Source organism: Methanoculleus sp. MH98A (genome assembly GCF_000691865.1).
Lineage (GTDB): Archaea > Halobacteriota > Methanomicrobia > Methanomicrobiales > Methanoculleaceae > Methanoculleus.
On the sequence record NZ_JMIO01000019.1, the window covers coordinates 18,165 to 41,043 of the forward strand.

Sequence of the window (22,879 nt, forward strand, 5' to 3'; positions counted from 1 at the left end):
AGACAGGGGAGGGGGGGCATTCCCCCCTCCCCGTCAGCCCCACCCCAGTGGCGATAGCCACCACGGTCCACTGTATGGGGACATGCTCGAGGAAAAAGGCCGATCCTAGGGACAAGCCGGGCCCAGCACCAACCTCATCGGGGTAGGGGAAGACCGAAAAAAGGCTTCAACAGAGTCTTTGATACACTTCTCCCTTACCTTCGCGTTCTTCGCGCCTTCGCGTGAACTTGCGGAATGTGGATGATGATACGGCTCACGCAAAATGAGCGATGACTCTCCCCAGGCCGCCAGCGCCGGGAGAAAACCAATGCCCGCTCACTTCTTCCGGTAGATGTTCAACCCGATCTTGATCTCCTCGTGTTCCGGCACCGCGACGTTGCCCTCGGTCGAGGCGATCGTGATCGACTTCCCGCTCTTCGATGCGCCGAACTCTTTTTCGAGATCCACGCGTATGGTGAGGACGCTTCCCTCAACCGTCATGTCGACGTTCTTCATCGCTTTCAGTACGTGCGTTCCCCGCGGATATGCGCATCGGTGCGGGAACAATAAACGCTATCCCGCCCCCGGTCCAACCGTACCAGCACATCAGGTTCTGTGACGCAATGGACGCAAAACACACTGCTCTTGAGAAATACTTCGGCTACACGTCGTTCCTTCCCCACCAGGAAGAGATCGTCGATGCCGTCCTCGCCGGGCGCGACGTCCTCGCCGTCATGGCGACCGGGGGCGGCAAGTCGCTCTGCTACCAGCTCCCCGCCCTCGTCTTCGGCGGGCTTACAGTCGTCGTCTCGCCGCTCATTGCCCTGATGAAAGACCAGGTCGACGGTCTTCGGGCAAACGGCATCCCGGCGGCGACGATCAACAGTTCGCTCGGGTATGGGGAGCAGAAGATCGTCGAGCGGGTGATCCTCGAAGGCCGCATCCGGGTCCTCTACGTCTCGCCGGAACGGGCGGTGCAGCCGTTCTTCCTCTCGCTCATCGCAAAAGCGGACGTCAGGCTCATCGCCGTCGACGAGGCGCACTGCATCTCCATGTGGGGCCACAACTTCCGCCCCGAATACCGCCGGCTCCGGGCGCTCAAGGAGCGGTTCCCCGCCGTCCCCGTCATCGCCCTGACCGCGACCGCCATCCCCGCCGTCGCAAACGACATCGCGGTGCAGCTCAATCTTTCGAATCCGGCCCGGTTCGTCGGGAGTTTCAACCGCGAAAACCTCACCTACCGGGTGGTGCAGAAGGCCCGTTACTTCCCGCGGCTCGTCACCTACCTGCGCGAGCACCCGGACGACGCCGGGATCATCTACTGCTTCTCCCAGAAAGCAACGGAGGAACTCGCGAAGAAACTGCAGGAGAAGGGATTTTCGGCGCTCCCCTACCACGCGGGCCTCCCCGACAGCGTCCGCGCGGAGCATCAGGAGGCCTTCTCGCGCGGCGATACCGCGATCATCTGCGCCACCGTCGCCTTCGGCATGGGCATCGACAAACCCGACGTGCGGTTCGTCATCCACACCGACCTCCCGAAGAATATCGAGTCCTACTACCAGGAGACCGGCAGAGCGGGGAGAGACGGGGAGAAAAGCGACTGCATCCTCTTCTACTCCCGGGGCGACTACGGCACGATCCGCTACATCATCGAGAAGGAGGACGGCGATGCGACACAGAAGGACATCGCCTACCGAAAGGCCGGGGCGATGCTCGACTACTGCGAGACCACCGGGTGCCGGAGGAAGTTCCTGCTCGCCTACTTCGGCGAGTCCTACCCGGAGGAGCGGTGCGGCGCATGCGACCGCTGCGAGACGCCGGTGAAGGTATTCGATGGCACGGAGGTGGCGTCGGCGGTCATCTCCTGCATCCGGGAGACAGGGGAGCGGTTCGGCGCATCGTATGTCGCCGACGTGCTCGCCGGTTCGAAGAGCGCGAGGATCCGGGAGAACGGGCACGACCGGCTTGCCGCCTACGGTTCCGGCAGGGGCTACACCCGCGACCAGTGGCTCCTCTTCATCCAGGAGATGGTCGGGAAGGGGTTCGTCGCGTCGACCGGCGGCCGGTACCCGGTCCTCGTTTCAAACGACCGGAGCCGGGCGGTGCTCGCAGGAAAGATCCCGGTGCCGCTTGCAGAGCCGCGTCCGGAGGGCGTCATCGCGGCACGGGTCGAGAACGACTACGACGAGGCCCTTTTCCTCCGGCTCCGCCGGCTCCGGAAGGTCGTCGCCGACCTCGACCACGTGCCGCCGTTCGTCGTCTTCCACGACCGGAGCCTCAAGGAGATGGCGACGTCTTACCCGACCACCGGCGTCGCCTTCCTCGAGATCTACGGCGTCAGCGAGGCGAAACTGAAGCGTTACGGGAGGAGGTTCCTCGACGCCATCGATAAGCACTGCGCCGAGCACGGGATCGGGCCGGAGCAGCGGAGCGGGTGACCCCGTCACGCGTAAACACCTCGGATTCATCCTCAACTCGATGTATTAATGAACAAGGAAAGCCAATATGCCATATACAAGGCATATGCGGCTCATTTCATGGAACATAGATCTCTTCCGCTCCGGTCTCAAGAGCGTGGAGAAGAAAGTCGAAGCAGTCTGCCAGCACTCGCCTGACATCGTCGCCTTCCAGGAGGTGACGGACCGGGCGCTGCCGCTCTTCCGGGAAGAACTGGAGAAGTTCGGGTTGCTCTACGCCGTCGACAGCCTCGCGCTGGTGGATATCGCGCGGGTGGCCTACATGGCCGAGCGGCTGAACGACCTTCGCGCACGGGGCGCGAACGATCCGTTCCAGTTCGCGTACAGCGTCTCCCGGCTCTCGGAACAGTATTCGCCTCCCGGTGAAGCAAAGAACTGCGGGTGCCTGATCGCGAGCAGGTATCCTATCACGCCGTTAAACCCGCTCGACTTCGATATCCCGTGGAAACAGCGGGTGGTCTCCGCCGTCGTCAGCGCACCGGCGGGCGAGTTCGAGGTTCACAACGTCCACGTGCCGACGGCCATAGGAAACAGGAGGAACGAGATCGTCAAGGCCGAGACGCTGGCCGGGATCTACCGCCACCTCGCCGTCCAGTCGGCACGACCGCGGATCCTCTGCGGCGATCTCCACATCCCGGAGGCGGAACTCCCCGACGGACGATCGTTCCCTTCTACCGCGATATCATCCCGGACAAAAATTACAACACCACGATCTCCGAGAGCGACGAGTACCTCGGCCGCCCGAGAAAGTGGTGGTATAACGCCGAGATGAACGTCCTTCCGGGTCTTGCGGAGTACGACCTCCCCGACGTCTTCCGCAGACTTCACGGCTACCAGGCGAGGGAGTACAGCTGGTGCCCCGACCGCGGGCCCGAGGATGTGCCGAAGTGCAAACGCTACGACCACATCTTCGCGTCCGTGCGCCTCAACCCGACGGCGTGCTGGTACCTCCATGACCTGCGGGGGCAGGGGTTGAGCGATCACTCCGCCGTCGTGATGGACTTCGAACCGTGAGTTGACCCCGGGGACTGCGCCGTCTCAGCAACTCTTTTTTCGATACGAACCTATTTATACCTGAAACCAAGAAAAATACATCGGTGAAAAACGATGGTTGCACTTACTGAAGAGATGAAGAGGGCTTTCCAGACGATGAAGGCGTTCCCGGTCGCCACGGCCTCGAAGGACGGTTGGCCGAACGTGGTGCCGATCGCGTTCGTCGAGATCGTCGACGACGAGACGATCTGGATCGCGGACAACTTCATGAAGAAGACGCTCGCAAACGTCCAGGAGAACCCGAAGGTCTCCATCTACGTCTGGGGACCCGAGACGAAGGGCTGCTTCCAGGTCAAGGGCGACGTCGAGATCCGGTCGAGCGGCCCGGAGTTCGAGAAGATGCAGTTCACCGTCCGGGCGAAGATGGCGAAGGCGCCGGCGAAGACCCTCCTCATCATGAAGGTCCGCGAGATCTACGAGTGCTCCCCCGGGCCGAAGGCCGGAGAGAAGATCATTTGAATCACTTTTTGAGAGAATTTACTGGGTTATTTCTCCCGGCCGGGGTGGGAGAGGAGATACGCACGGAGAGGATGTTCTCTCGCGGCGATCGGTGAGACGGTCTCGTCGGGGGCGAAACCGGCGTGTCCCGAAAATCCCCTCCGCATCCGCACCACAATCCGGCGCAAAGGGACGGCTGTATGAAAAAGGTACCCTACCCGCTCCCTTCTTCGAGCGGGATGACGACAGGAATGCCTTTATGCCGCTCGACAATAACATGAACGCCGTACACCTCGCGAAGCATGGCGGGGGTGACCACTTCGCTACCGCCGGCGGCAAAGATTGTGCCCTCTTTTAAGAAGATGAACCCGTCCGAGTAACGCAGCGCAAGGTTGAGATCGTGCATGGTCATGACCGCCGAGACCGGTTGTTCACGCACCGCCTCGCGGACGATGCGCAGGATATCGAGCTGGTTCTTCAGGTCGAGACTGCTTGTCGGCTCGTCAAGCAGGAGAAGACGCGGTTCCTGGACAAACGCCCGTGCGACGCTCACCTTCTGCAACTCGCCGCCGCTGATCTCGTCTATGTAACGGAGGGAGAGCGCTTCCAGGTTCAGACGCCTGATTGCCGCGTCGACGACCTTCAAGTCGTTTTCTGAAATATTCCAGCGGATATGTGGCCGGCGGCCGAGCAGGATGGCATCAAACACGGTCAGTCTCCCGGTCTCGCATCGCTGGGGAACGTAACCGATCTCCCGGGCGATCTCTACCCGGTTAAGAGCGAGGACCTCTCTGCCGTCTATCAGGATGGCGCCGTTTTTCGGCGTTAAAATGGTGTTGATGCACTTGAGCAGCGTGGTCTTGCCTACACCGTTCGGCCCCAGAATGGAGAGCACCTCGTTTCGTCCGAGAGCGAACCGCACGTCGCTGAGAGCAGGTGTGCTGCGGTAGTCAAATGCAAGCCCGTCTACGCTGAGGATCACCGTCGATACCCCCGGAACAGCAGGTAGATGAACATCGGTGCCCCGATAAACGCAGTGAGGACAGCGACGGGGAGAAGATTCGGTGCGACAACGAGCCGGGCGGCAGTATCGGCGGCAAGCAGGAGGATAGCTCCTGCAAGACAGGAGCCGGGGATGAGATAGCGGTGGTCGTCACCGATGAGCCGCCGGACCATGTGCGGGCAGACGAGCCCGACAAAACCGATGATGCCGAGGAATGCGACCGTCATTGCGGACACCAGCGACGCGACCACCATTCCCACCAGGCGGAGCCGGCTGACGTTGACACCCAGCCCCTTTGCCGCCTCATCGCCGACGTCGACGGCGTTGTAGTTCCAGGCGTTGAGGATGAAATAGATGCAGGATGCTGCCACGAAGATGCCCATGATCCAGATCTCGGTCCATCCCGCCCGGCCGACATCCCCGAACGTCCAGAAGACGACGGCCGCAAGCTGGGTATCGTCGGCGAAGTACTGTAAAAACATCGTCCCTGCAGAGAAGAGCGAGGAGAGGGCCACGCCTGCGAGCACCATCACCTCCGGCGAGGCGGTGCGAAGGTGTGCTATGGCCAGGATGACGGCGGTTGCGACCATGCAGCAGAGGAAGGCGGCACACGATGTCAGGTAAGGGTTGTTGATGACGACGGCGTCGGTGAGGGTGCTCGTCATCTCGCCTGCCCCGAAGACGATGACCGCGAGGGCAGCACCAAAAGCGGCGGCGTTGGAGATACCGAGGGTGAAAGGCGAGCCGAGCGGGTTTCGGAGGATCGACTGCATCACCACGCCCGCCACGGCAAGGCCGGCTCCGGCGATGACTGCGGCGAGCGCCTGCGGGAGCCTGATGTTCCAGACGATCGCATGCCATGTCACCGTATCGCCCTGCCCGGAAAATATCAGGATGACGTCGAGAAACGGGATGGTCACCGCGCCGACCGAGACGGCGGTGACGAGCAGGAGGAAGAGAACAACACAGCCTGCACAGAGAAATGCGATTTTTCGTCCCGTATACCGAAGGTATGCCCGGGAGATCTCTCCGTCCGCAACGTGCATGGATGTTCGCTCCGGATTCTAAAAGAGGTCAGAGGGTGATCCGGCAGTAAGCCAGACCTTCGAAACGCCTGCTGATATCGTCAAAGACCGGTTTTCCAACCAGGAAGGTGTAGATCTCATCTGCTTTCTCTTCAATGACGATATCGCTGAATTGCTCGGGATACATCAGGGTGCCGGCGTAGTACGCGCTGATGATCGCCGTGCCGTAGTTGTAGCTGTACCAGTTGTACGGGACCAGCCCATACACCTCACCGTTCTGCACCGCTTTCAGGATCCGCAGGCTTTCGTCGGTCCGCATCATGTCGATGGCATCGGGATTGATCTGCACCGTGCCGAGTTCGACGAAGATCACGTCGGGATCCCAGTCTAGGATCTTCTCCTTTGCGACGTCGACCTGCGCGGCCGGATTGTCGGGGTTGTTGGCGACGTTGAACCGGTTGGCATTGATATACTCAAACGGGGCGTAGGTCGGCGAGGTCGACTGGAACCCCTGCGGCCCGCGGCTTGAGATGCCGGCAACGTAGACCGTCACCGGGTTCGTGGGGTTGACACCGGCAACCCGGCCTGCCAGGTCGTCGATCTGCGCCTCGAGGAATGCAACGACTTCGTCCGCACGATCTTCCTTACCGATGACCGTACCCATCAGCCGGAGGGAATCGTACAGCGCCTCGCGGTTCGCCGTTGGATCCCCGTAGTTGAGGCCGACGACCGGGATGCCGGTCTTCTCCTGGAGTTCTTCGTCACTGAGCGCGGCTGTCGCCCCGTTGGTCCGGAAGATCACGTCAGGGTTGCAGAGGACGATATTCTCCGGGTTGTCATCGCTGTGGTGGTTGCCGATGAGAGGCAGCGATGCGTATTCAGGGTGGGCAAGATAATACGCTCGCGCATTATACTCCTTTTCGCTATAGGAGTTGTCTGCCTTGTCGATGTTGTCGACACCGACGACAAGATCGCTGCCTTCGAGGTAGGTGATGAGGCGGAGGCACCCTGCACCGGAACAGACGACCCGTGTGGGGTTCACCGGGACCGTCACCTCGCGGCCGTAGGCATCGGTGATGGTGACAATCTCACCTGCCGGTTCGTTCCCTGTAACGTTTCTCGTCGCGGTCGTCTGGCTTCCGGTGCAGCCGCAGAAGCATGTTGCGAGGATGAGCATCACAACGAGTCCCAGAATGGTATTGCGTGGCGAGCAAATCATAATTACTTTCACTAATTAAAAAGTATTTGATTAAGACTAAAAAAAATTTGCTTTTCTGCAAAATTGCCGATACAAGCCATGGTTCGGTCGCTTCGCCGGATCCAAAAGAGTTTTCCGATACCTGCTCACCCTTTTTTCGGCCTCCCGGGCCTTTTTTCGGGTTACCTGCCGGATCCTCCGCATTTCCGCTCCAGGAGGGAAATATCGCCAGGCCGCCGTAGAGAGGGGACATCTCTCTTTCGTTCCCGGATCTCTGTAATTCAAACTGTACGTTCGCGCACCGCCTCACAGAGGGGACTGCCTTCCCGGTTCTAAACTATTTTCCCGCAGCGGAGCCAATGCTTCCTCAGGATTTGATGAAAAAATGAAGATAGCCGCAGTTGTGGGAAGCCCGCGGGGAGTGCAGAGCAGGACGAGAAAACTTGTAACCTTCGTGCTCGCCGGGGCAAAAGAGGCCGGTGCCGATATCGATATCATCGACCGCGCCGATCTGCAGATCGTCGCCTGCACCGGCTGCGAGAGTTGCAGCCTGGACGGGACGTGCGTCTTTGGCGACGACTTCCCCGCCGCGTACGACCGGATACGGGATGCCGACGGGCTGGTGTTCGCCTCGCCGGTCTACGTCGACAACGTCAGCGGGCAGATGAAGGTCTTCATCGACCGGCTGGCGGACGCGATGCGCTACCAGAAGTTCGCCGGGAAATACGGCTGCAGCGTCGCGACCACGCAGGTCTCGGGAGGCGACGCGGTCGTCGGCTACCTGAACCACGTGCTCAACTACCTCGGGGTGACGACGGTCGGGGGGATGAGCGTCGCACTCGATGACGACCCGGAGGCGCTCGACCGGGCTGAACCGGCGGCACGCGATCTCGGGAAGCAGCTTGCCCTTGCCGTCAGGGACCGGCCGCGCTATCCCGATCAGGAGGCCCGGATGGCGGAGAACCGGAAATACTTCGCCGGGATAGTCCGGGAAAACCGAGACTGGCGGCCGGACGAGTACGAGCGGTGGGTGCGTGAGGGCTGGATCGGGGAGGAATGAAGTGACCGGCGAGGCTTCGCCGTAAAAGAGCAGATCTGTTCTTAATTGAATACGCCGGGAGGGAGATTTGAACTCCCGAGGTGCCAGGCACCAGTGGCTTTCAAGGCCACCGCCTTCCCGGACTAGACTATCCCGGCTCGCCTTAACCTATTGGTCACCGGACAAAAAAAGGTTGTTCATCCCCTGCGCGCGAAGACAACGGCGAGAAGCGCGAGGAGTGCCAGGGCCGCCGGGAGCGGTGCGGCCTGTGCGGGGGTGGGGGTCGCGTCCCCGAAGAGACCGGGCGCGGTCTGGCTCACCCTGACCGAGTCGGCGTTCGTTGCCGATACCTGCACGGCGCCGCTGTCATTGTAGCTCATGGGGTAGACCTTGACGTAGACCGGGCCTCCCTTTGCAGCAACCTCCACGGTCTCGGGCTCGAGCATGCCTTTCTCGTTGACCTTACGGTGGTTGTCGTCCTCGTCGATGTATTCGACCACCCAGTCGATCCCGGCAGAGGTCACGATCTTCACCGTGCCGCTTTTGGTGTCGACCTCGAAGTAGGCCGGGGCGGATCGGCTGGCGGGGGAACTCGCGGATATCATCGCCTCCGTCGGCGCCGGACCGGGTGTCCCGGCTACCACGAATACGGCGTCGCCGATGTAGCCCTTGTTGTCGGAGAAGGTGACCTCGTACGAGCCTCCTTCGGAGATGGGCACCGCAACGGAGAATGCTCCGTTCTTGTCGGTCGCGACAAACTTCGGCCCGTAGACGGTAAAGCCGACTCGTTCGACCCGGACCTGTACTCCTGCGTCACCGAGATCCGCGATCGAACCCCGGAGGTCGAGCGTGCCGTCGAAGTCCTGGTTGCTTGGAGAGTCGATCTTGAGCGTCCCTGACCGGTCGACCAGGTTGACGATCTGCTGTTTCTTCGAACTGCTCCCGAAGGTGGAGAGCGTGGGATCGACGATCTCGATCGAGTACTGCCCCGGTTCGAGGCCGTCCGTCTCGAACGACGTGGAGAACGACCCGTCATCCTGAACGACGATCGTCTTGCGGGCAATCTCGTGCTTCATGTACTGGGCACGGTATAGTATAACCTCCGTGCTGAACCCGGGATTGACCGTCGGTTTGGGAAGTCCCTCCACGGTCGTGGTGCCGGTGATCTCGAGTGTATCGCCGACATTCACCGTCTGCGGGGCACTGAATGAGATATATGCGGCCGATGCCGTACCGACGAGCATCATCGCGGCGATGATCGTCAGCCATGCGATCCTTTTCATATCATAACATCCTCGAATATGAGGTATAATGGTATCCAAATTAACCGAGAAGCCGCTGGCGTCCTGGCGGGGGAAAGACCGCTATGAAGGGCGGATCCTCGATACGCTGACGGTTATCTTTCGAAGCGGCGGGTGTTCCTGGAACCGGTGCCGGATGTGCGGCTACCGGCACGAGCGCTACCCGGACCTCCCCCGGGACGAACTCGCCGAACGGATGATCCGCCAGGTCCGCTGGGTGAAAGAGAACTTTCGCGACGAGGACTACCAGTTGCTCAAGATCTTCACGTCGGGGAGTTTCTTCGACCCCGACGAAGTTCCCCCTGCCGTCAGGCGCGCAGTCGCGGAGGCGTTCCGGGGCAAAGCCGTGATCGCCGAGACGCGGCCCGAGTACGTCGACGCCGATGCGGTCCGCGAGTTCCGGGAAGGCATCGATAGCGGCGACTGGGATAAACCGCTCCACGTCGCCGTGGGCCTCGAGACCACGAACGATCTCATCAGGGAGAGGAGCATCGACAAGGGGTTCTCGTACGCCGACTTCCTCCGCGCCGCAGAGACCGCTCACGCCGGCGGCGCGGGCATGAAGGCCTACCTGCTGATGAAACCGCCGTTCCTGACCGAACGCGAGGCACGCGACGACATGATACGCTCGATCAACGACGTCGCCCCCGTTGTGGACAGCATCTCCATGAACCTCTGCACCGTCCAGAGCAGGACCGAGGTCGAACACCTCTGGAAGCAGCACGCATACCGGCCGCCATACCTCTGGAGCGTCCTCGACGTGCTGATCGCTTCCCCGGTGCACATCCTCTGCGACCCCGTCGGCGGCGGGAAGATGCGGGGGCCGCACAACTGCGGAAGATGCGACGGCCCGATCGTGAAGGGGATCATCGACTACTCGCTCTCTGAAGATGTCGAACTCCTGCGTGCCCTTGCGGAGACGGAGTGCGGGTGCAAAGAAGAGTGGGAGTTCGTGCTGGACCGGGAAGAGCCGTTCTGTATGCCGCTCACCCGCTAGCACTTCTCCTGTTCTTCGAGCTGCTCGCAGAGCAGCGGGAGGAACGTCCCTGCGTCGCTCACGACGCCGATCGCCTGCGTCGTGCCCCGGTCCATCAGTTTCGTCACCGATGCGGGGTTGATGTCGACACAGACGGTCTTGACGTACGAGGGGAGGCAGTTCCCAACGGCGATCGAGTGGAGGAGCGTTCCCACCATCACCACCATCCCGAGGTCGTGAATATAGCGGCGCATGGTTTCCTGCGCCTCGACGACGTCCGTGATCGTGTCGGGGAGCGGGCCGTCGTCCCGGATGGAGCCGGCGAGCACGAACGGGATGCCCTTCTTCACGCACTCGTACATGATCCCGCCGGTGACGACCCCCTGGTCGACCGCGTTCTTGATGGAGCCCGCCCGCATGATCTCGCTGATGGCGCGGATGTGGTGCTTGTGCCCGCCGGTGACGAGCGTGCCCGTTTTGACGTCCATCCCGAGCGACGTGCCGTAGAGGTTGGACTCGATATCGTGGGTGGCGAGCGCGTTCCCCGCAAAGAGCACGTCGATGCAGCCTGCGCGGATCATCCGCGCAAGGGCGTCGGCCGCTCCGGTATGGACGATGGCGGGGCCGCCGACAAGCGCGATCTTCTCGCCTTTCTGCTTCGACTTCAGGATCTCGCGGGCAATCTTTGCGATGATCGCCTCGCTCGGCCGCTCTGACGAGACGGTTCCGTGCATGAACTCGAACGTGCTGACCTTCCGCGGCCGCTCGGGGTAGACCACGCGAACGCCGGCCTCGCTGACGACGACGGCGTCCCCGGCCTTGATCTTCGATATCGGCGTGCAAATCGCCCGCTTCTCCTTTTCGTCGACCACGATGTGGCAGTCCATCTCGATGCGCTCGACGGGCAGCCAGTCGCCCCGGTATTTCACGAAGGTCGGGTGGTTGGTGGTCGAGTAGAACCCCTTCGGCAGGATCCGGTCGCCCTCTGCCGGTACGAGGGTGACGTCGTCGATCTCGGGGGCCCGTGCGCCGAGCCGGTGCAGCTCGGAGAGGATGGCGTCAAGCTGGTGATCGCCGGGCGCCGTCACGCGCAGCCGCGCGTAACTCGTGTCCGTCTTCAGTCTTCCGACGTTGAACGTGAGGATCTCGAATTCTCCCCCCATATCCATGATCCTGTCAAACACAAGGGTCATGACGCCCGAATCGATGATATGGCCTTCTAGTTCGATTTCCCGGCAGGATTCCATATTATAAAGATGGGTGATTGTCCGATAATACAGTTTCCCCGGGGGATGACGCCGCGCACCACCGGGGCTCCTGCCCCACGGAACCCTACTCGCCCCGCTTCCGGCAGAGGTACTCCTGCACCAGCGCCAGTTCCTCGCGGGTGTTGACGTTGAAGGCAAGCCGCCTGTCGTGCAGGAGCAGTTGCACCTCGTCCTGGGCCGCACCGGAACCGCCCGCCGTCAGGATGTTGATTCCGGCGGGACAGGCCGGGACGCCGTCGACCTCTTCCGTGTACCGCGTGCGGCAGCCGTGCTCCTCGCAGAGGTCGCGGGGCACCCACGTCGAGCATGCCGGCGTTCCCGCCCGGCGCCAGGCGTCCTCGATATCGGCTATGATATCGGGTGCAAGGCAGGGGAGGTCGGAGACGCAGGTGAAGAAGGGCGTTCCTTCTTCCTCCAGGTCCGCCGCAGCGGCGTTGATGTCCTCGACGTAGCCGAGCCCTTCCGCTTCGTACAGGGCGACCCCCTGCACCCGGCACCAGTTCTTGGTGAACGGCGTCTTATGTGAGGCGACCACGACCACCTCGTGGCCTGCGGCCGCGAAGGCGTCGGTGACGTAGGAGAGCATCGGCCGTCCGCAGATGGTGACCAGGGGCTTCTCACCCAGGCGGAGACGGGTACCCTCTCCCCCGGCCATGATCAGGGCAAGCATGCTTCGAGCGCCTCGATAAGTTGCCTGTTCTCCTCACGGGTCCGGACGGCCACGCGGATGTGGCGGGGAAGCCCGAACGACCGGCAGTCCCGCACCAGGACGCCGCGGGAGAGGAGCCGCTCAACGAGCACTTCCGACTCCACCGGGACTTCGATAAGGATGTAGTTCGCGGACGGCGGCGCATAGACGAGACCGAGAGCGTCCAGGCGGCTGCAGAGCCAGGCCCGCTCCCGGGCAATCCGGTCCCGCGACTCCTCGAGCAGGTCGTAGTGCCGGAAGGCCTCGATCGCGAAGGATTCGGCGAACGTGTTCACCGTCCAGGGAAGGCGCACCGTCTCCACTTTTTCGATGAGCTCGGGCGTGCCGAAGGCGTAGCCGAACCGGATGCCCGGCACGGCGAAGCTCTTTGTCAGGGAGCGCAGCACAAAGAGGTTCTCGTCCGAGACGTCGGCGACGCTCTGGGCCGGGTCGGAGAGTTCGATGAAGGCTTCGTCGAGGAAGAGGCAGGCCCCCCGCCCGGCGACCCCATCAAGCACCCGGAGGACTTCCGGCCGGGTCAAAAACTTCCCGGTGGGGTTGTTCGGGTTGCAGAGGAACCGGACGGCAGCCCCGCTCTCATCCGCCGTGCACCGGGCGCCGGCAAGCCGGACCGCCATCCCGTACTCGGCAAACGTCGGCGACTCGACATAGGCGGCATCTCCGGCCCCGAGCACGGCAGAACAGAACGCGCGGATCAATTCGACGGATCCGTTGCCGACGGCGACCTCTGCGGCATCGCGCCCGAATGTTCTGCCGATTTCCTCTTTGAGCGTCTCATAACGGTCGTCGGGGTAATCTTTCAGCGCCGAAGCGTCCGGGATCCAGGGGAACGCCGGAGGATACGGATTTATGTTGGCACTGAAATCAAGCACCTCGCCCCTCTCCCGGGTGCGGTGCCAGCGCACCCGGCCGCCATGTTCTGCCCTTTTGGGGAGATTATCTCTCATATTCGTGGCAACTCTTTGAGGATACGTTGTCGGCTGCTATCCATAAAACCATTATGTCAGACATGATTGCATATCGATAGACATATATATCATCCGAATATTATTATGCCTTATCTGATACAGTCAGACGAAAAGGTTACGCTTGTCTGACAAATGACCGACAAGGGGCAGTCACATGTCAGATATGAGTGATTGAAATGATGGATCGGATTACAATCAGATTGCCACGGCAACAGGTTGAGATGCTCGAGAAGTTGGTGGAAGCCGGCGAATTCCCCACGGTATCGGAGGCTGTGCGGTATTCAGTTAGGGCGCTTCTCGAGAGGCATGGAAACCGTGTTCTGCGTGAGGCCGACCAGATTTCATTCAAAGTTTAGGAGGATTATTGATGCAGACGATCATCAACGAGGCGTTAAAACACGCAGAACAAGAGAAGTACCGCAAGACAGACATGGCAGAGGGTGAAGAAGACATGCTCGGCCAGCCGCGTATTGTCATCGTAGGATGCGGCGGTGCGGGCAACAACACCGTCAACCGGCTGTACCACATGCAGGTCAGCGGTGCGGAAACGATCGCGGTCAACACCGACAAGCAGCATCTGGACATGATCCAGGCGGACAAGAGGGTACTTGTCGGCAAGTCGCTCACCAAAGGCCTTGGAGCCGGCGGGTTCCCGGACGTCGGCAGGCGTGCGGCCGAGATGGCCCGGCCGACCCTGGAGGCCCTGCTCTGCGACGCCGACCTCGTCTTCATCACCGCAGGCATGGGCGGAGGCACCGGTACGGGCACCGCCCCGGTCGTCGCGCAGATCGCAAAGGAGCAGGGCGCTATCGTCGTCGGCATGGTCAGCTACCCCTTCCAGGTCGAGAAAGCCCGGCTTCTCCGTGCGGAAGAGGGGCTTGAACAGCTCTCGGCCGCTGCCGACTCGGTGATCGTGCTCGACAACAACCGCCTCATCAAGTACGTGCCGAACCTCCCGCTCGGCCAGGCGTTCTCGGTCATGGACCAGCTCATCGCGGAGACCGTCAAGGGCATCAGCGAGACGATCACGGAGCCTTCCCTCATCAACATCGACTACGCCGACGTGCGTGCCATCATGAGCAAGGGCGGCGTCGCCGTGATGCTCGTCGGCGAGAGCAAGCAGCAGAACAAGGCCGAGAGCGTCGTTCACGAGTGCCTCAACCACCCCCTGCTGGACATCGACTACCGCGGAGCCACGGGAAGCCTCATCCACATCACGGGCGGGAACGACCTGACCCTCCAGGACGCCGAGGAGATCGCAAGCTCCCTGACCTACGAACTCGACCCCCACGCGGACGTCATCTGGGGAGCGCGGGTGAACAGCGAGTACGAAGGAAGAGTTCGCGTCATGGCGGTCATGACCGGCGTAAAAAGTGCACAGATCCTCGGAAGCCACTGCGCCTACGAACAGGTCTCGAAGCGGTCCGGCGCACCCACCGGCAGGCGCATAGCAGGGGACTCCCCGAGCGGGCACCTCATCGACTTCCTCTGAAATCCCCTACCCTCTTTATACCTTTTTTAAATCGGAATCGTTCCACGGAGGCGTGCTCCGTGCTCCTACGAAATACTTAAGAGTACAGATGACGTTTGAATTATAGACGTTCTTGTATAATCCCTCCAGCACGGGGTGTATTGTGCAGGGCACAGATCCACCGGGTCTGGGATTGCCAAAGTACCGGGGTTGAACACATGAGCAGACAGATGAACGACGGTCTCGATTGCCGAGTCCGGAAACGTCTTTTCTTGTGGTGTAGCCGCTACACGAGCCTCCGGCATCCTGCAGCACACGGGAGCGGCCTTTTGCTGGCGGGGATATGAGACAGGTACCGAATGTCGAGGATTGGTAAAGAATGCTGAACGATCTGATTGAAAAGAGAAAAAAAGTCCTTGCGGAGTCTGAACAACACAAAGACCGGCGCAACGAGTTGAACGCGCTTGCCAGCAAAAACGCCCGGGAACGCAACACCTTAAACGGCCAGACCCGCGAGTTCGTCGAGGAGGCGCAGCAGCACAAGGAGCAGCGGGATAAGATCAACGAGGAAGTCCAGGCGCTGAAAGACCAGAGGAACGAATACAACGATAAGGCAAACGCGCTCTTCGAAGAGATCGAGTCTTTCAAGAGAGAGCACGGCAACCTCCAGAACCGGGGCATCAAGGAACTGCAGAAGCAGATCGAGCACCTGGAGTTCAAGCAGCAGACCGAGGTCTACAGCACCGATAAGGAGCGCGAACTGATCGAGAAGATCAAGCAGCTCAAGGCGGCGGCAAAGGACCAGGAGGCCGAGCTCGAACAGAACAAGGAGATGCGGACGAAACTCACCGATGCCCGCGAGTTTCGCCGGCTGGCTTCCGAGATCCACAAGGAAGTAACCGAGAAGGCCGAGGCCGCACAGCAGCACCACGACCTGATGGTGGAGTCCTACAGGAAGGCCGACAAGTCCCGCGAAGAGGCCGATCAGTCCCACCAGCAGTTCGTCGAAGCCCAGGAGGCTGCGGACGAGGAGCACAAGCAGTTCATCGCCTGCCAGAAGGAACTCCGCGACTACGACAAGGTTATCTCGGGGCTTCGGAAGAAGACCAAGAAGACCAAAGTCACCAAAGAGCAGAAGGCCGTCCGGAAAGAGGCGGAGCGTGTCTTCCAGCAGTTCCGTGACGGTGAGAAGATCACCACCGACGATCTGCTCCTGCTTCAGCGTGCAAAACTCATCTAATACTTTTTTACCGCGCTGCAAATCATTTAATAGATCTGAGGCGATGTTCTATTGAATGGCGAAAGAGCGGACGCTTGTCCTCTGTGTTGATCGCGATGACGATCTCGGGTTCAAAGCCGGGATCGACGGTCCCATCGTGGGCAGAGAGGCATGCCTCCATGCGGCGACCTCGCTCGCCCTGGTCGATCCCGAGGACTCCGACGTCAACGCGATCTTCGAGACGATCAAACTCTACGACGAACTTGCCAAAAAAGGGGAAGAGGTCGCCGTCGCCGTCATCTGCGGCAACCACATGAACCTGCTCGAGGGCGATCGGCGGGTGGCGTCCGGCCTCGATGCAATCCTCTCCGCAACGGGTTCCACATCCTGCATCATCGTCACAGACGGTGCCGAGGACGAGTACGTTCTCCCCATCATCCAGTCCCGGGTGCCGGTCAGCAGCGTGCGGAGGGTCGTGGTCAACCAGATGCCGAACCTCGAGGGGACGTACTACATCTTGCGACGCCTTCTCGACGACCCGAAGGTCTCGAAGATCGTGCTCGTCCCGCTCGGTCTTGCGATGCTCCTCTATGCCGTGGGATACCTGCTCGGGTACCCCGAGGGCGCGACCATCGTCGTCGTCGGCGTCATCGGCACCTACCTGCTCTTCAAGGGCGTCGGGATAGACGAGGTCTTCGGGTACCTGATCACCTCGCTGAAAACATCGCTCCACGGCGGGAGGTTCACGTTCGTATCCTACATCGCAGCGATACTGCTCGGTATCGTCGGGATCATCCTCGGGCTCATAAGCCTCCTCGAATACTACTCCCCGTTCGGCATCGTCATCCAGATGCTCGCGTTCATCTACGGTGCCGTCGCCTGGTTCACCGCCGCCGGCCTCGTGGCGTCGGTGGGAAAGATCATCGACGTCTTCTTAAACGAGCGCGAGACGATCCAGCGGGTGGTCGCCCTGCCGTTCTTCGTCCTGGCGATCGGGGCCATCGCCTACGGGGCAAGCATCTACATCCTCTCGATCAGCAGCGAGATCTCCGGGTTCCCCATAACGAGTGCGAGCGGTGCGCTGTATATTGTCTTCGCGATAATCGGGGGTCTTTTCTGCGCCTTTTTCGGCGTTTACCTCCAGTCGTTCCTGGGCCGGTGGGTCGACGAGCGAGAACCGGTCGCGAACCGGTCGCACTGAAGGCTAGAGAGGGGCCTTCGGACCCGGGACCGTCTCGTCCCCTCACTTCTCGACGACGTAGCGGATGAAGCGCTTCGGCCTGATGCCGACCGTATTGAGGAGCATAACCAGGATATAGACAGCACTCAAGCGGTATTTCCCCACCAGGAGGTATCGCCGCGGCGATACGATGATGGGGAGGTCGAGCCGGACAAGCCGCCCGTGCCGGCGTGCCGCCCGCGAGAATTCCACGTCCTCCAGGTAGGGAAGCGGCTCGAATCCGCCGATCTCGAAGAAGGCCCCTTTTTCTACGAATATACCGAAATCCCCGAAGAACGTCTGCGTCCTCGCCGCCAGCAGGTTCCCGAACCTGCTCGTCAGGGAGAGCAGGGGGTCGCGGCTCGCGAACGTGTGTAAAAAGCCCCCGCCGATGACACCCTCACGCTCCAGTGCCCGGGCGATCGCGCCCGGGGCATCCGCCGGTATCCTGCAGTCGGCGTGAAGGAAGAGCAGGGCGGTTCCCGTGGCGTGCCGGGCTCCGGCGTTCATCTGGACGGCCCGTCCTCGCGGCGAGGAGAGCACGACGAGTCTACGGGAGAACGACCCCGCTGCCGCTTCGAGTGCCCTGCACGTACCGTCCGTGCTCCCGCCGTCGACGACGATTAACTCGAGCGGACCCGCGAGATCATCGATATGCGCCAGAAACGCAGGGATATTCTCTTCCTCGTTGAGCACCGGCGTGATGATCGAGAGCATGCGCGAAAACCTCCTCTCGCAAAGACCGCATCTCCGTCACCCACTTATATGATGATGCTTATGGTAGGCTGTGCTGGGGCTGCTGCCATGGATGCGGGAGGACAAAATCTCAATACGGTCATCGCCCGGGGCTGCCTTCATCCTGCTACGGATGAGGCGGTGCGGTATTTCGAAGAGGAGCGGGTCTACTCGCTGCAGATTGAGTCGACCCTTGCCTGCCCGCAGGGATGCCGCTACTGCTACGCTCCGGCCGATGCCGCCCGGGTCAGGGATCTCCCCGCCGGCGATATCGCCGCCGCCCTCTCCTCGGCGGCAGAGATGGACGTGAAAGCCGTCGACTGGCTGGGGGGCGACCCGCTGATCCGCAAGGGCTGGTACGATCTCGCAGAGCACGCCCGCGACCTCGGTTTTGTCAACAACATCTGGTCGAGCGGCATCCCGCTCGCCGATCCGGAGGTCGCGGAGCGCGCTGTCGCCGTAACAGAAGGAGGTTTCATCTCCGTGCACCTGGACACCCTCGACCCGGGTATCTATGCCCAACTCCACGACGGGGATGCCGGGGAGAAGATCCGGGCCATCCGCCGCGGCATCGAGAACCTTGTCGCCTTCGGCAAACCCGCAGGCGAGCTCGTCGACTGCATCACGTTCGCACGGCCGCTGGCCGGTGACGACCTTATGAAGACGATGCGCTACTTCTGCGAGGAGGTCGGGACGGCGATCTGCCTGACGCAGATGTGCACGGTCGGCAGGGCGTGCCGCCACCCGGAATGGGTGCCGACGCCCGGGGAAGTCCGGGACGCCTGCCGGGCACGGGACGCGATCTGCTACCCCGGTTCCTCCTGCTCGTTCGGGACGATGGACGTCAACAAGTTCTACTGCGGAAGCGTGATCTGCGTGACGGTGGACGGCGACGTTACGCCCTGCTCGGTCATCAGGAAGGGGTTCGGGAACATCAGGGAGCAGCCGCTCCCCCGGATCGTCGAAGAGCATCGAAGCGAGCTGCTCTTTTCGGGGATGCGGCACCCGGGCCCGGACTCGTCCTCCTGCACCCGGTGCGAGCAGAACGCCGTCTGCTGGGGATGCCGGGCGACGGCATACTACGAGACCGGAGACCTCCTGGGCCCCGACCCGAAGTGCTGGCGGGCGGCGCCGGGGAGGTGAGAGGGAGATGCTCGATATCAACATCGGCGACGTCACTGCCGCCTACGAAGGGGCGGTCGGCGTCATCTGGGAGATGCTGATGGGGGAGCAGATCCACGTCGGCGGCGAGCGGGAGACCGATATCCTCGCGGAGGTGGCGGGCGTGAACGCAGGCACACGGGTGCTGGACGTCCTCTCCGGTCTCGGAGGGCCGGCACGCCACCTGGCACACACCTACGGCGCGACGGTGACGGGTCTCGACGCGACGGGGCGGATGGTGAACGAGGCGGTGTTACGCACGGAGCGCGCCGGCCTTCACGACCGCGCCATCTTCCGGTTCGGTAACGCTCTCGATATGCCCTTCAGGTCGGGGATCTTCGACGTCGTCTGGGGCCAGGACTCCTGGTGCTACGTCACCGATAAGGACCGGCTGATACGCGAATGCCGCCGCGTGGCGGTGCCCGGCGGCACGATCGCCTTCACCGACTGGATAGAGACCGGGGCCATGAGCGACGACGAACGGCACAGCCTCAACGCCTTCATGCTCTTCCCGTACATGGAGACCCTCCCGGGGTACGCGAGACTGCTCCGTCGGCACGGGTTTGCCGTGAGGAAGTGCGAGGATCTCAGCGAGGATTTCGCATCGCACATGCGCCGCTACCGGGATGCCCTCGACGGCGGCCTGAAGGGCCGGATCGTCGAACGTTTCGGGGCGGATACCTTCCGGGCTATGGAACGCGGCATCGGCCTCTGGGTGGATGCCGCCGACGAGGGGAAGGTGGGGAGGGGCCGGTTCGTGGGCAGGAAGGTGTGATGCGGGCGGCGGCCGTTATGGCCCGGATGCCGGTTCCGGGAGAGGTGAAAACAAGGCTCGTCCCGCCGCTCACGTCATGGGAGGCGGCACGGTTGTATACCGGATTCCTGCTGGACACGATCGAGCTCCTCGCCTCTCTTGAGGGGACCCGTCCGTTCGTGGCCTACACGCCTCCTGCTGCGGGCGGCTTTTTCTCCGGGATCGTTCCTCCGGGATTCTCCACGCTCCCCCAGGCCGGAAAGGATCTCGGAGAACGTCTTGACGACGTTACGGCCGCACTCTTTTCGCGGGGGGCAACGGCGGTCGTGCTCTGCGACAGCGACAGCCCGACCCTTCCCGGCCGGTATATTACGGAAGCATTCCGGAGACTCGATGAAGCCGATGTCGTCATCGGGCCGTGCGACGACGGCGGCTACTACCTGATCGGGATGCGGAAGCGTCTTCCCCGCCTCTTTGAGGGCATCCCCTGGAGCTCGGCCCACGTGACGCAGCGGACGGTCGAAGCCGCCGAACGCCTGGGCCTCTCTGTCTCCCTGCTCAAGCCCTGGTACGACGTCGACACGGCGGCCGACCTGGCTCGTCTCTGCCGCGAAGTGGCGGCATCCCCGAAAGGCTCCGATTTCGCCCGCCATACCCGCAGCGCCCTGGCGGAACTCGGGCGGCTGCCGTAGGACCTCGGGGTAGGCAAAAAGACCGGTACCGCAATCCGGCTTACCGGCGGTCAGGCAAAATAGCCGAGTCCGTCAGGGAACTCGCTGACGTTCTTGTAGTGGTTGACGTCCTGGGGAGTGATGACGGTGAGCGAGGGCACGACCACGCCGAAACCGTGCGCGGGGAACCAGTACGACCCCTGCCCGTAGTCGTTCGACGCGTCCTTCACGCGCACCTCGATACGCTCGAGATCGAGATACTGGACGCTGGCGTTGTCGAAGTTCAGTATCTCGAGTGCCTTCTGTTTCAGATCGGATTTTCCAAGGAGGAGAACGAGGAACCCGATGCCGTCGTCTATCGTATAGTTCATGGTGACGACGGCATCCGCCTTATCCAGCCGGACGGTGACGTCTTTGACGGTGATGTAACTGTGTCGCTCCTCACCCGCCGCCAGGGCGGGAAGAGCGAGAGCAGCTACCAGCATCAGCGCCATGCCGACCGTCAACCACTTCATAGTATAGCGTATATGGTGCGGGTCTTAAAGCCTTTATGGTTGAGCCGCACCAAACCGGCCGTACAACCGACCTTCTGCCGGATAACGCGCGTCAGACAGGTTTTTCCTCCCCGGGAGCGCCGCCACGAGATGAGGGGGCGCCGACACCCGGCCGCTACGCTCTACTCGCGGGTATCAAAAAAGTGCTTCGGGATCTCACTTCGCATGAGTGAGGACAATCTCGATGCTTGATACGTTCGTCTTGCCGGTATCGGTGTCGATCATCTCGGTCGACGTGAAGATCTCTTTTTTGTCCACGTTTGCAAGGAACCGGTTGAGCGCGATCTCCGCCGTATCGACCGCGCGTGAAATTGCCTTCCCCCGCGCCTTAATCGCGACTTCCTCCGCTCCGTTATTGAACTGGGTGACCACCGCAAGCACGTAGTTCATGACCGGTTTGTTTCCCACGAATACTGTGTTGTCCTTTATCATTAGCCCACCTCGTCTAAAGGTACTTCCTCGAGCATATCAGTTCAGCGTTGAGGACGGATGCGCCAGCAGCCCCACGGATGGTGTTGTGACCGAGCGCAACGAACCGTAACCCTTCGCGGATTCTCCCGACGGACACCGTCATGCCCCGTCCGCGGTTACGGTCGAGCCGTGGCTGCGGACGGTCGGGCCGGTCGAGGAGCTCAACGGCCTTCTCCGGCTGTAAGGGTAGATTGCTGAAGGGGGACTTAAAGTTTGCGTAAACTTTTTTCACCTCGGCAACCGGCTCCTTTACGTCGACCCAGACCGCAATGGTGTGTCCGTCGATGACGGGGACCCGGTGGCAGCTTGCGCTCACGCCGAACGAAGCCGGAGTTACCTCGGAACCGTCGAACGACCCCATTATTTTCACCGTCTCGCTCTCCAGCTTCTCCTCTTCGGAGCCGATGTAGGGGACGACGTTATCGTAGATGTCCATGGCGGAGACGCCGGCGAACCCGCCTCCCGAGATTGCCTGCATGGTCGCCACACGCACGTCGTGGAACTCGAACGACCGGAGGGGTGCAAGGGCCAGCGCAAGGACGATCGTCGAACAGTTCGGGTTCGTCACGATGAACCCCTCGCGTCCGCGATCCCGCTGGACGTCGATCAGGCCGAGGTGGTCCGGGTTGACTTCCGGGATCACCAGCGGAACGTCCGCGTCCATGCGGTGCGAGCGGGCGTTGCTGCAGACACCGATACCCGCATCGGCGATCTCCGTCTCAAGGGACGCCGCCACCTCGGCGGGCAGTGCCGAGAAGACGAGGTCGCAGTCCTTCAGACTCTCGACGGTTGTGGGAGTGACGACGAGATCGCTGACGTTGTCCGGGTACGGCGCATCGAGGCGCCAGTTGACCACCTTGCCGTACGGCTTTCCCGCACTCCGCTCAGATGCGGTCAGGGTCTGGAGATTAAACCAGGGATGATCCGCCAGCAACTGAACGAAGCGCTGTCCCACCGCTCCTGTGGCACCAAGCACTCCTACGTTAATCATAGACAAAAATATCTGTAGTGTTGGTGGTATTAAAAGAGTTGGTTTCTTTATTCCATGGAGATTGCTTCCGACGGGCACTCGTCGACACAGGTTTCACAATCAACACAGAGGTCGACGTCGACTTTTGCCTTGCCGTCTTCCATGGTGATGGCGGAAGCCGGACAGACGTCCACACAGGTTTCACAGCCGGTACACTTCT

The 22,879-nt window shown here is 61.6% G+C and carries 27 protein-coding genes and 1 tRNA gene; 13 read left to right on the top strand and 15 right to left on the bottom strand.

All coding sequences use genetic code 11. The features are described from left to right. Nucleotides 1–315: 315 nt before the first annotated feature. On the bottom strand, nt 316–495 hold the full coding sequence (locus EI28_RS03880) for a hypothetical protein (protein WP_048112810.1): 180 nt from the start codon (nt 493–495) through the stop codon (nt 316–318). A 107-nt stretch (nt 496–602) separates the two neighbouring features. Between EI28_RS03880 and recQ the strand changes: the two genes are divergently transcribed. From recQ to EI28_RS03895, 4 genes are all read left to right on the top strand, one after another. Then, complete coding sequence (recQ, locus tag EI28_RS03885; protein ID WP_048112812.1) at nt 603–2,417, top strand: DNA helicase RecQ; 1,815 nt, start codon at nt 603–605, stop codon at nt 2,415–2,417. A gap of 136 nt (nt 2,418–2,553) precedes the next feature. Further along, a complete protein-coding gene (locus EI28_RS03890) occupies nt 2,554–3,228 on the top strand; it encodes an endonuclease/exonuclease/phosphatase family protein (protein ID WP_231476570.1) in 675 nt (224 codons plus the stop codon). Next, complete coding sequence (locus EI28_RS14690; protein WP_231476571.1) at nt 3,225–3,470, top strand: hypothetical protein; 246 nt, start codon at nt 3,225–3,227, stop codon at nt 3,468–3,470. Before EI28_RS03890 ends, EI28_RS14690 begins: the two co-directional genes overlap by 4 nt. Before the next feature lie 93 nt (nt 3,471–3,563). Next, nucleotides 3,564–3,968 carry a pyridoxamine 5'-phosphate oxidase family protein gene (locus EI28_RS03895; RefSeq protein WP_048112814.1) on the top strand — a complete coding sequence of 135 codons (405 nt, stop codon included), beginning with the start codon at nt 3,564–3,566 and terminating at the stop codon, nt 3,966–3,968. A gap of 26 nt (nt 3,969–3,994) precedes the next feature. On the opposite strand, the gene EI28_RS15265 is transcribed toward EI28_RS03895, so the two are convergent. From EI28_RS15265 to EI28_RS03910, 4 genes are read right to left on the bottom strand one after another with little or no spacing between them, the layout of a single operon-like run. After that, entirely contained in the window at nt 3,995–4,123 is a 129-nt protein-coding gene (locus EI28_RS15265) for a hypothetical protein (RefSeq protein ID WP_255342064.1), read from the bottom strand. 38 nt (nt 4,124–4,161) lie between these two features. Then, complete coding sequence (locus EI28_RS03900; RefSeq protein ID WP_048112816.1) at nt 4,162–4,929, bottom strand: ABC transporter ATP-binding protein; 768 nt, start codon at nt 4,927–4,929, stop codon at nt 4,162–4,164. Further along, nucleotides 4,926–5,996 (bottom strand): iron ABC transporter permease, encoded by a 1,071-nt coding sequence (locus tag EI28_RS03905; RefSeq protein WP_048112817.1) that lies wholly within the window; start codon nt 5,994–5,996, stop codon nt 4,926–4,928. Before EI28_RS03905 ends, EI28_RS03900 begins: the two co-directional genes overlap by 4 nt. Nucleotides 5,997–6,024: 28 nt before the next feature. Further along, nucleotides 6,025–7,152, bottom strand: coding sequence for an iron ABC transporter substrate-binding protein (locus EI28_RS03910; protein WP_052379658.1), 1,128 nt, complete (start codon nt 7,150–7,152; stop codon nt 6,025–6,027). A 406-nt stretch (nt 7,153–7,558) separates the two neighbouring features. Here EI28_RS03910 and EI28_RS03915 point away from each other — a divergent pair, with 406 nt between their 5' ends. Next, nucleotides 7,559–8,233, top strand: coding sequence for a flavodoxin family protein (locus tag EI28_RS03915; protein WP_048112821.1), 675 nt, complete (start codon nt 7,559–7,561; stop codon nt 8,231–8,233). Between the two features lie 52 nt (nt 8,234–8,285). On the opposite strand, the gene EI28_RS03920 is transcribed toward EI28_RS03915, so the two are convergent. Together EI28_RS03920 and EI28_RS03925 are read right to left on the bottom strand one after the other, a co-directional pair. Next, nucleotides 8,286–8,370: transfer RNA gene (locus EI28_RS03920), tRNA-Ser, on the bottom strand. Nucleotides 8,371–8,409: 39 nt separating this feature from the next. After that, on the bottom strand, nt 8,410–9,495 hold the full coding sequence (locus EI28_RS03925) for a hypothetical protein (RefSeq protein ID WP_048112823.1): 1,086 nt from the start codon (nt 9,493–9,495) through the stop codon (nt 8,410–8,412). 28 nt (nt 9,496–9,523) lie between these two features. Here EI28_RS03925 and EI28_RS03930 point away from each other — a divergent pair, with 28 nt between their 5' ends. Further along, the gene (locus tag EI28_RS03930) at nt 9,524–10,510 is read left to right on the top strand and encodes an archaeosine biosynthesis radical SAM protein RaSEA (RefSeq protein ID WP_048112826.1); all 987 of its coding nucleotides are present in this window, start codon (nt 9,524–9,526) and stop codon (nt 10,508–10,510) included. Here EI28_RS03930 and EI28_RS03935 read toward each other — a convergent pair. From EI28_RS03935 to EI28_RS03945, 3 genes are all read right to left on the bottom strand, one after another. Next, complete coding sequence (locus EI28_RS03935) at nt 10,507–11,736, bottom strand: TIGR00300 family protein (RefSeq protein ID WP_048112828.1); 1,230 nt, start codon at nt 11,734–11,736, stop codon at nt 10,507–10,509. The two genes, EI28_RS03930 and EI28_RS03935, sit on opposite strands and share 4 nt — an antisense overlap. 85 nt (nt 11,737–11,821) lie before the next feature. Further along, complete coding sequence (locus EI28_RS03940) at nt 11,822–12,427, bottom strand: NTP transferase domain-containing protein (RefSeq protein WP_048112830.1); 606 nt, start codon at nt 12,425–12,427, stop codon at nt 11,822–11,824. Next, nucleotides 12,415–13,338 (bottom strand): histidinol-phosphate transaminase, encoded by a 924-nt coding sequence (locus EI28_RS03945; protein ID WP_231476572.1) that lies wholly within the window; start codon nt 13,336–13,338, stop codon nt 12,415–12,417. The genes EI28_RS03940 and EI28_RS03945 overlap by 13 nt, the downstream gene beginning before the upstream one ends. Before the next feature lie 272 nt (nt 13,339–13,610). Here EI28_RS03945 and EI28_RS03950 point away from each other — a divergent pair, with 272 nt between their 5' ends. The 4 genes from EI28_RS03950 to EI28_RS03965 all read left to right on the top strand — a co-directional run bounded on the left by EI28_RS03950 (nt 13,611) and on the right by EI28_RS03965 (nt 17,325). Then, nucleotides 13,611–13,790 carry a type II toxin-antitoxin system ParD family antitoxin gene (locus tag EI28_RS03950; protein ID WP_048063790.1) on the top strand — a complete coding sequence of 60 codons (180 nt, stop codon included), beginning with the start codon at nt 13,611–13,613 and terminating at the stop codon, nt 13,788–13,790. An 11-nt stretch (nt 13,791–13,801) separates the two neighbouring features. After that, complete coding sequence (gene ftsZ / locus EI28_RS03955) at nt 13,802–14,926, top strand: cell division protein FtsZ (protein ID WP_048112835.1); 1,125 nt, start codon at nt 13,802–13,804, stop codon at nt 14,924–14,926. A gap of 358 nt (nt 14,927–15,284) precedes the next feature. Beyond that, nucleotides 15,285–16,145, top strand: coding sequence for a coiled-coil protein (locus EI28_RS03960; RefSeq protein ID WP_048112837.1), 861 nt, complete (start codon nt 15,285–15,287; stop codon nt 16,143–16,145). Between the two features lie 55 nt (nt 16,146–16,200). Beyond that, the gene (locus EI28_RS03965) at nt 16,201–17,325 is read left to right on the top strand and encodes a DUF373 family protein (protein ID WP_048112839.1); all 1,125 of its coding nucleotides are present in this window, start codon (nt 16,201–16,203) and stop codon (nt 17,323–17,325) included. Between the two features lie 42 nt (nt 17,326–17,367). On the opposite strand, the gene EI28_RS03970 is transcribed toward EI28_RS03965, so the two are convergent. Further along, nucleotides 17,368–18,060, bottom strand: a complete 693-nt coding sequence (locus tag EI28_RS03970; protein ID WP_048112841.1) for a TIGR04283 family arsenosugar biosynthesis glycosyltransferase — start codon at nt 18,058–18,060, stop codon at nt 17,368–17,370. Between the two features lie 87 nt (nt 18,061–18,147). Here EI28_RS03970 and EI28_RS03975 point away from each other — a divergent pair, with 87 nt between their 5' ends. Genes EI28_RS03975 through EI28_RS03985 form a run of 3 tightly spaced genes read left to right on the top strand, consistent with a single transcriptional unit; the run spans nt 18,148 to nt 20,685 of the window. Next, nucleotides 18,148–19,221, top strand: coding sequence for a radical SAM/SPASM domain-containing protein (locus EI28_RS03975; protein ID WP_197018462.1), 1,074 nt, complete (start codon nt 18,148–18,150; stop codon nt 19,219–19,221). 7 nt (nt 19,222–19,228) lie between these two features. Beyond that, entirely contained in the window at nt 19,229–20,014 is a 786-nt protein-coding gene (locus EI28_RS03980) for a methyltransferase domain-containing protein (RefSeq protein WP_048112843.1), read from the top strand. Continuing rightward, entirely contained in the window at nt 20,014–20,685 is a 672-nt protein-coding gene (locus EI28_RS03985) for a TIGR04282 family arsenosugar biosynthesis glycosyltransferase (protein ID WP_048112844.1), read from the top strand. Before EI28_RS03980 ends, EI28_RS03985 begins: the two co-directional genes overlap by 1 nt. 50 nt (nt 20,686–20,735) lie before the next feature. Here EI28_RS03985 and EI28_RS03990 read toward each other — a convergent pair whose 3' ends face one another. From EI28_RS03990 to EI28_RS13355, 4 genes are all read right to left on the bottom strand, one after another. Next, a complete protein-coding gene (locus EI28_RS03990) occupies nt 20,736–21,179 on the bottom strand; it encodes a hypothetical protein (protein WP_048112845.1) in 444 nt (147 codons plus the stop codon). Between the two features lie 195 nt (nt 21,180–21,374). Beyond that, nucleotides 21,375–21,650, bottom strand: coding sequence for a DNA-binding protein Alba (gene albA, locus EI28_RS03995; RefSeq protein ID WP_011844294.1), 276 nt, complete (start codon nt 21,648–21,650; stop codon nt 21,375–21,377). 13 nt (nt 21,651–21,663) lie between these two features. After that, nucleotides 21,664–22,680 carry an aspartate-semialdehyde dehydrogenase gene (gene asd / locus EI28_RS04000; protein ID WP_048112847.1) on the bottom strand — a complete coding sequence of 339 codons (1,017 nt, stop codon included), beginning with the start codon at nt 22,678–22,680 and terminating at the stop codon, nt 21,664–21,666. A 47-nt stretch (nt 22,681–22,727) separates the two neighbouring features. After that, nucleotides 22,728–22,879 (bottom strand): 4Fe-4S binding protein (locus EI28_RS13355; RefSeq protein ID WP_082223076.1); only part of this gene is annotated, 152 nt, incomplete at its 5' end.

Bases quoted from the DNA above. Each gene is read 5' to 3' on its own strand.
- EI28_RS03880 (WP_048112810.1), bottom strand. From the start codon at position 495: ATGAAGAACGTCGACATGACGGTTGAGGGAAGCGTCCTCACCATACGC.
- recQ (WP_048112812.1), top strand. From the start codon at position 603: ATGGACGCAAAACACACTGCTCTTGAGAAATACTTCGGCTACACGTCG.
- EI28_RS14690 (WP_231476571.1), top strand. From the start codon at position 3,225: ATGAACGTCCTTCCGGGTCTTGCGGAGTACGACCTCCCCGACGTCTTC.
- EI28_RS03895 (WP_048112814.1), top strand. From the start codon at position 3,564: ATGGTTGCACTTACTGAAGAGATGAAGAGGGCTTTCCAGACGATGAAG.
- EI28_RS03905 (WP_048112817.1), bottom strand. From the start codon at position 5,996: ATGCACGTTGCGGACGGAGAGATCTCCCGGGCATACCTTCGGTATACG.
- EI28_RS03910 (WP_052379658.1), bottom strand. From the start codon at position 7,152: ATGCTCATCCTCGCAACATGCTTCTGCGGCTGCACCGGAAGCCAGACG.
- EI28_RS03915 (WP_048112821.1), top strand. From the start codon at position 7,559: ATGAAGATAGCCGCAGTTGTGGGAAGCCCGCGGGGAGTGCAGAGCAGG.
- EI28_RS03925 (WP_048112823.1), bottom strand. From the start codon at position 9,495: ATGAAAAGGATCGCATGGCTGACGATCATCGCCGCGATGATGCTCGTC.
- EI28_RS03930 (WP_048112826.1), top strand. From the start codon at position 9,524: ATGGTATCCAAATTAACCGAGAAGCCGCTGGCGTCCTGGCGGGGGAAA.
- EI28_RS03935 (WP_048112828.1), bottom strand. From the start codon at position 11,736: ATGGAATCCTGCCGGGAAATCGAACTAGAAGGCCATATCATCGATTCG.
- EI28_RS03940 (WP_048112830.1), bottom strand. From the start codon at position 12,427: ATGCTTGCCCTGATCATGGCCGGGGGAGAGGGTACCCGTCTCCGCCTG.
- EI28_RS03950 (WP_048063790.1), top strand. From the start codon at position 13,611: ATGATGGATCGGATTACAATCAGATTGCCACGGCAACAGGTTGAGATG.
- ftsZ (WP_048112835.1), top strand. From the start codon at position 13,802: ATGCAGACGATCATCAACGAGGCGTTAAAACACGCAGAACAAGAGAAG.
- EI28_RS03960 (WP_048112837.1), top strand. From the start codon at position 15,285: ATGCTGAACGATCTGATTGAAAAGAGAAAAAAAGTCCTTGCGGAGTCT.
- EI28_RS03965 (WP_048112839.1), top strand. From the start codon at position 16,201: ATGGCGAAAGAGCGGACGCTTGTCCTCTGTGTTGATCGCGATGACGAT.
- EI28_RS03970 (WP_048112841.1), bottom strand. From the start codon at position 18,060: ATGCTCTCGATCATCACGCCGGTGCTCAACGAGGAAGAGAATATCCCT.
- EI28_RS03975 (WP_197018462.1), top strand. From the start codon at position 18,148: ATGGATGCGGGAGGACAAAATCTCAATACGGTCATCGCCCGGGGCTGC.
- EI28_RS03980 (WP_048112843.1), top strand. From the start codon at position 19,229: ATGCTCGATATCAACATCGGCGACGTCACTGCCGCCTACGAAGGGGCG.
- EI28_RS03985 (WP_048112844.1), top strand. From the start codon at position 20,014: ATGCGGGCGGCGGCCGTTATGGCCCGGATGCCGGTTCCGGGAGAGGTG.
- EI28_RS03990 (WP_048112845.1), bottom strand. From the start codon at position 21,179: ATGAAGTGGTTGACGGTCGGCATGGCGCTGATGCTGGTAGCTGCTCTC.
- albA (WP_011844294.1), bottom strand. From the start codon at position 21,650: ATGATAAAGGACAACACAGTATTCGTGGGAAACAAACCGGTCATGAAC.
- asd (WP_048112847.1), bottom strand. From the start codon at position 22,680: ATGATTAACGTAGGAGTGCTTGGTGCCACAGGAGCGGTGGGACAGCGC.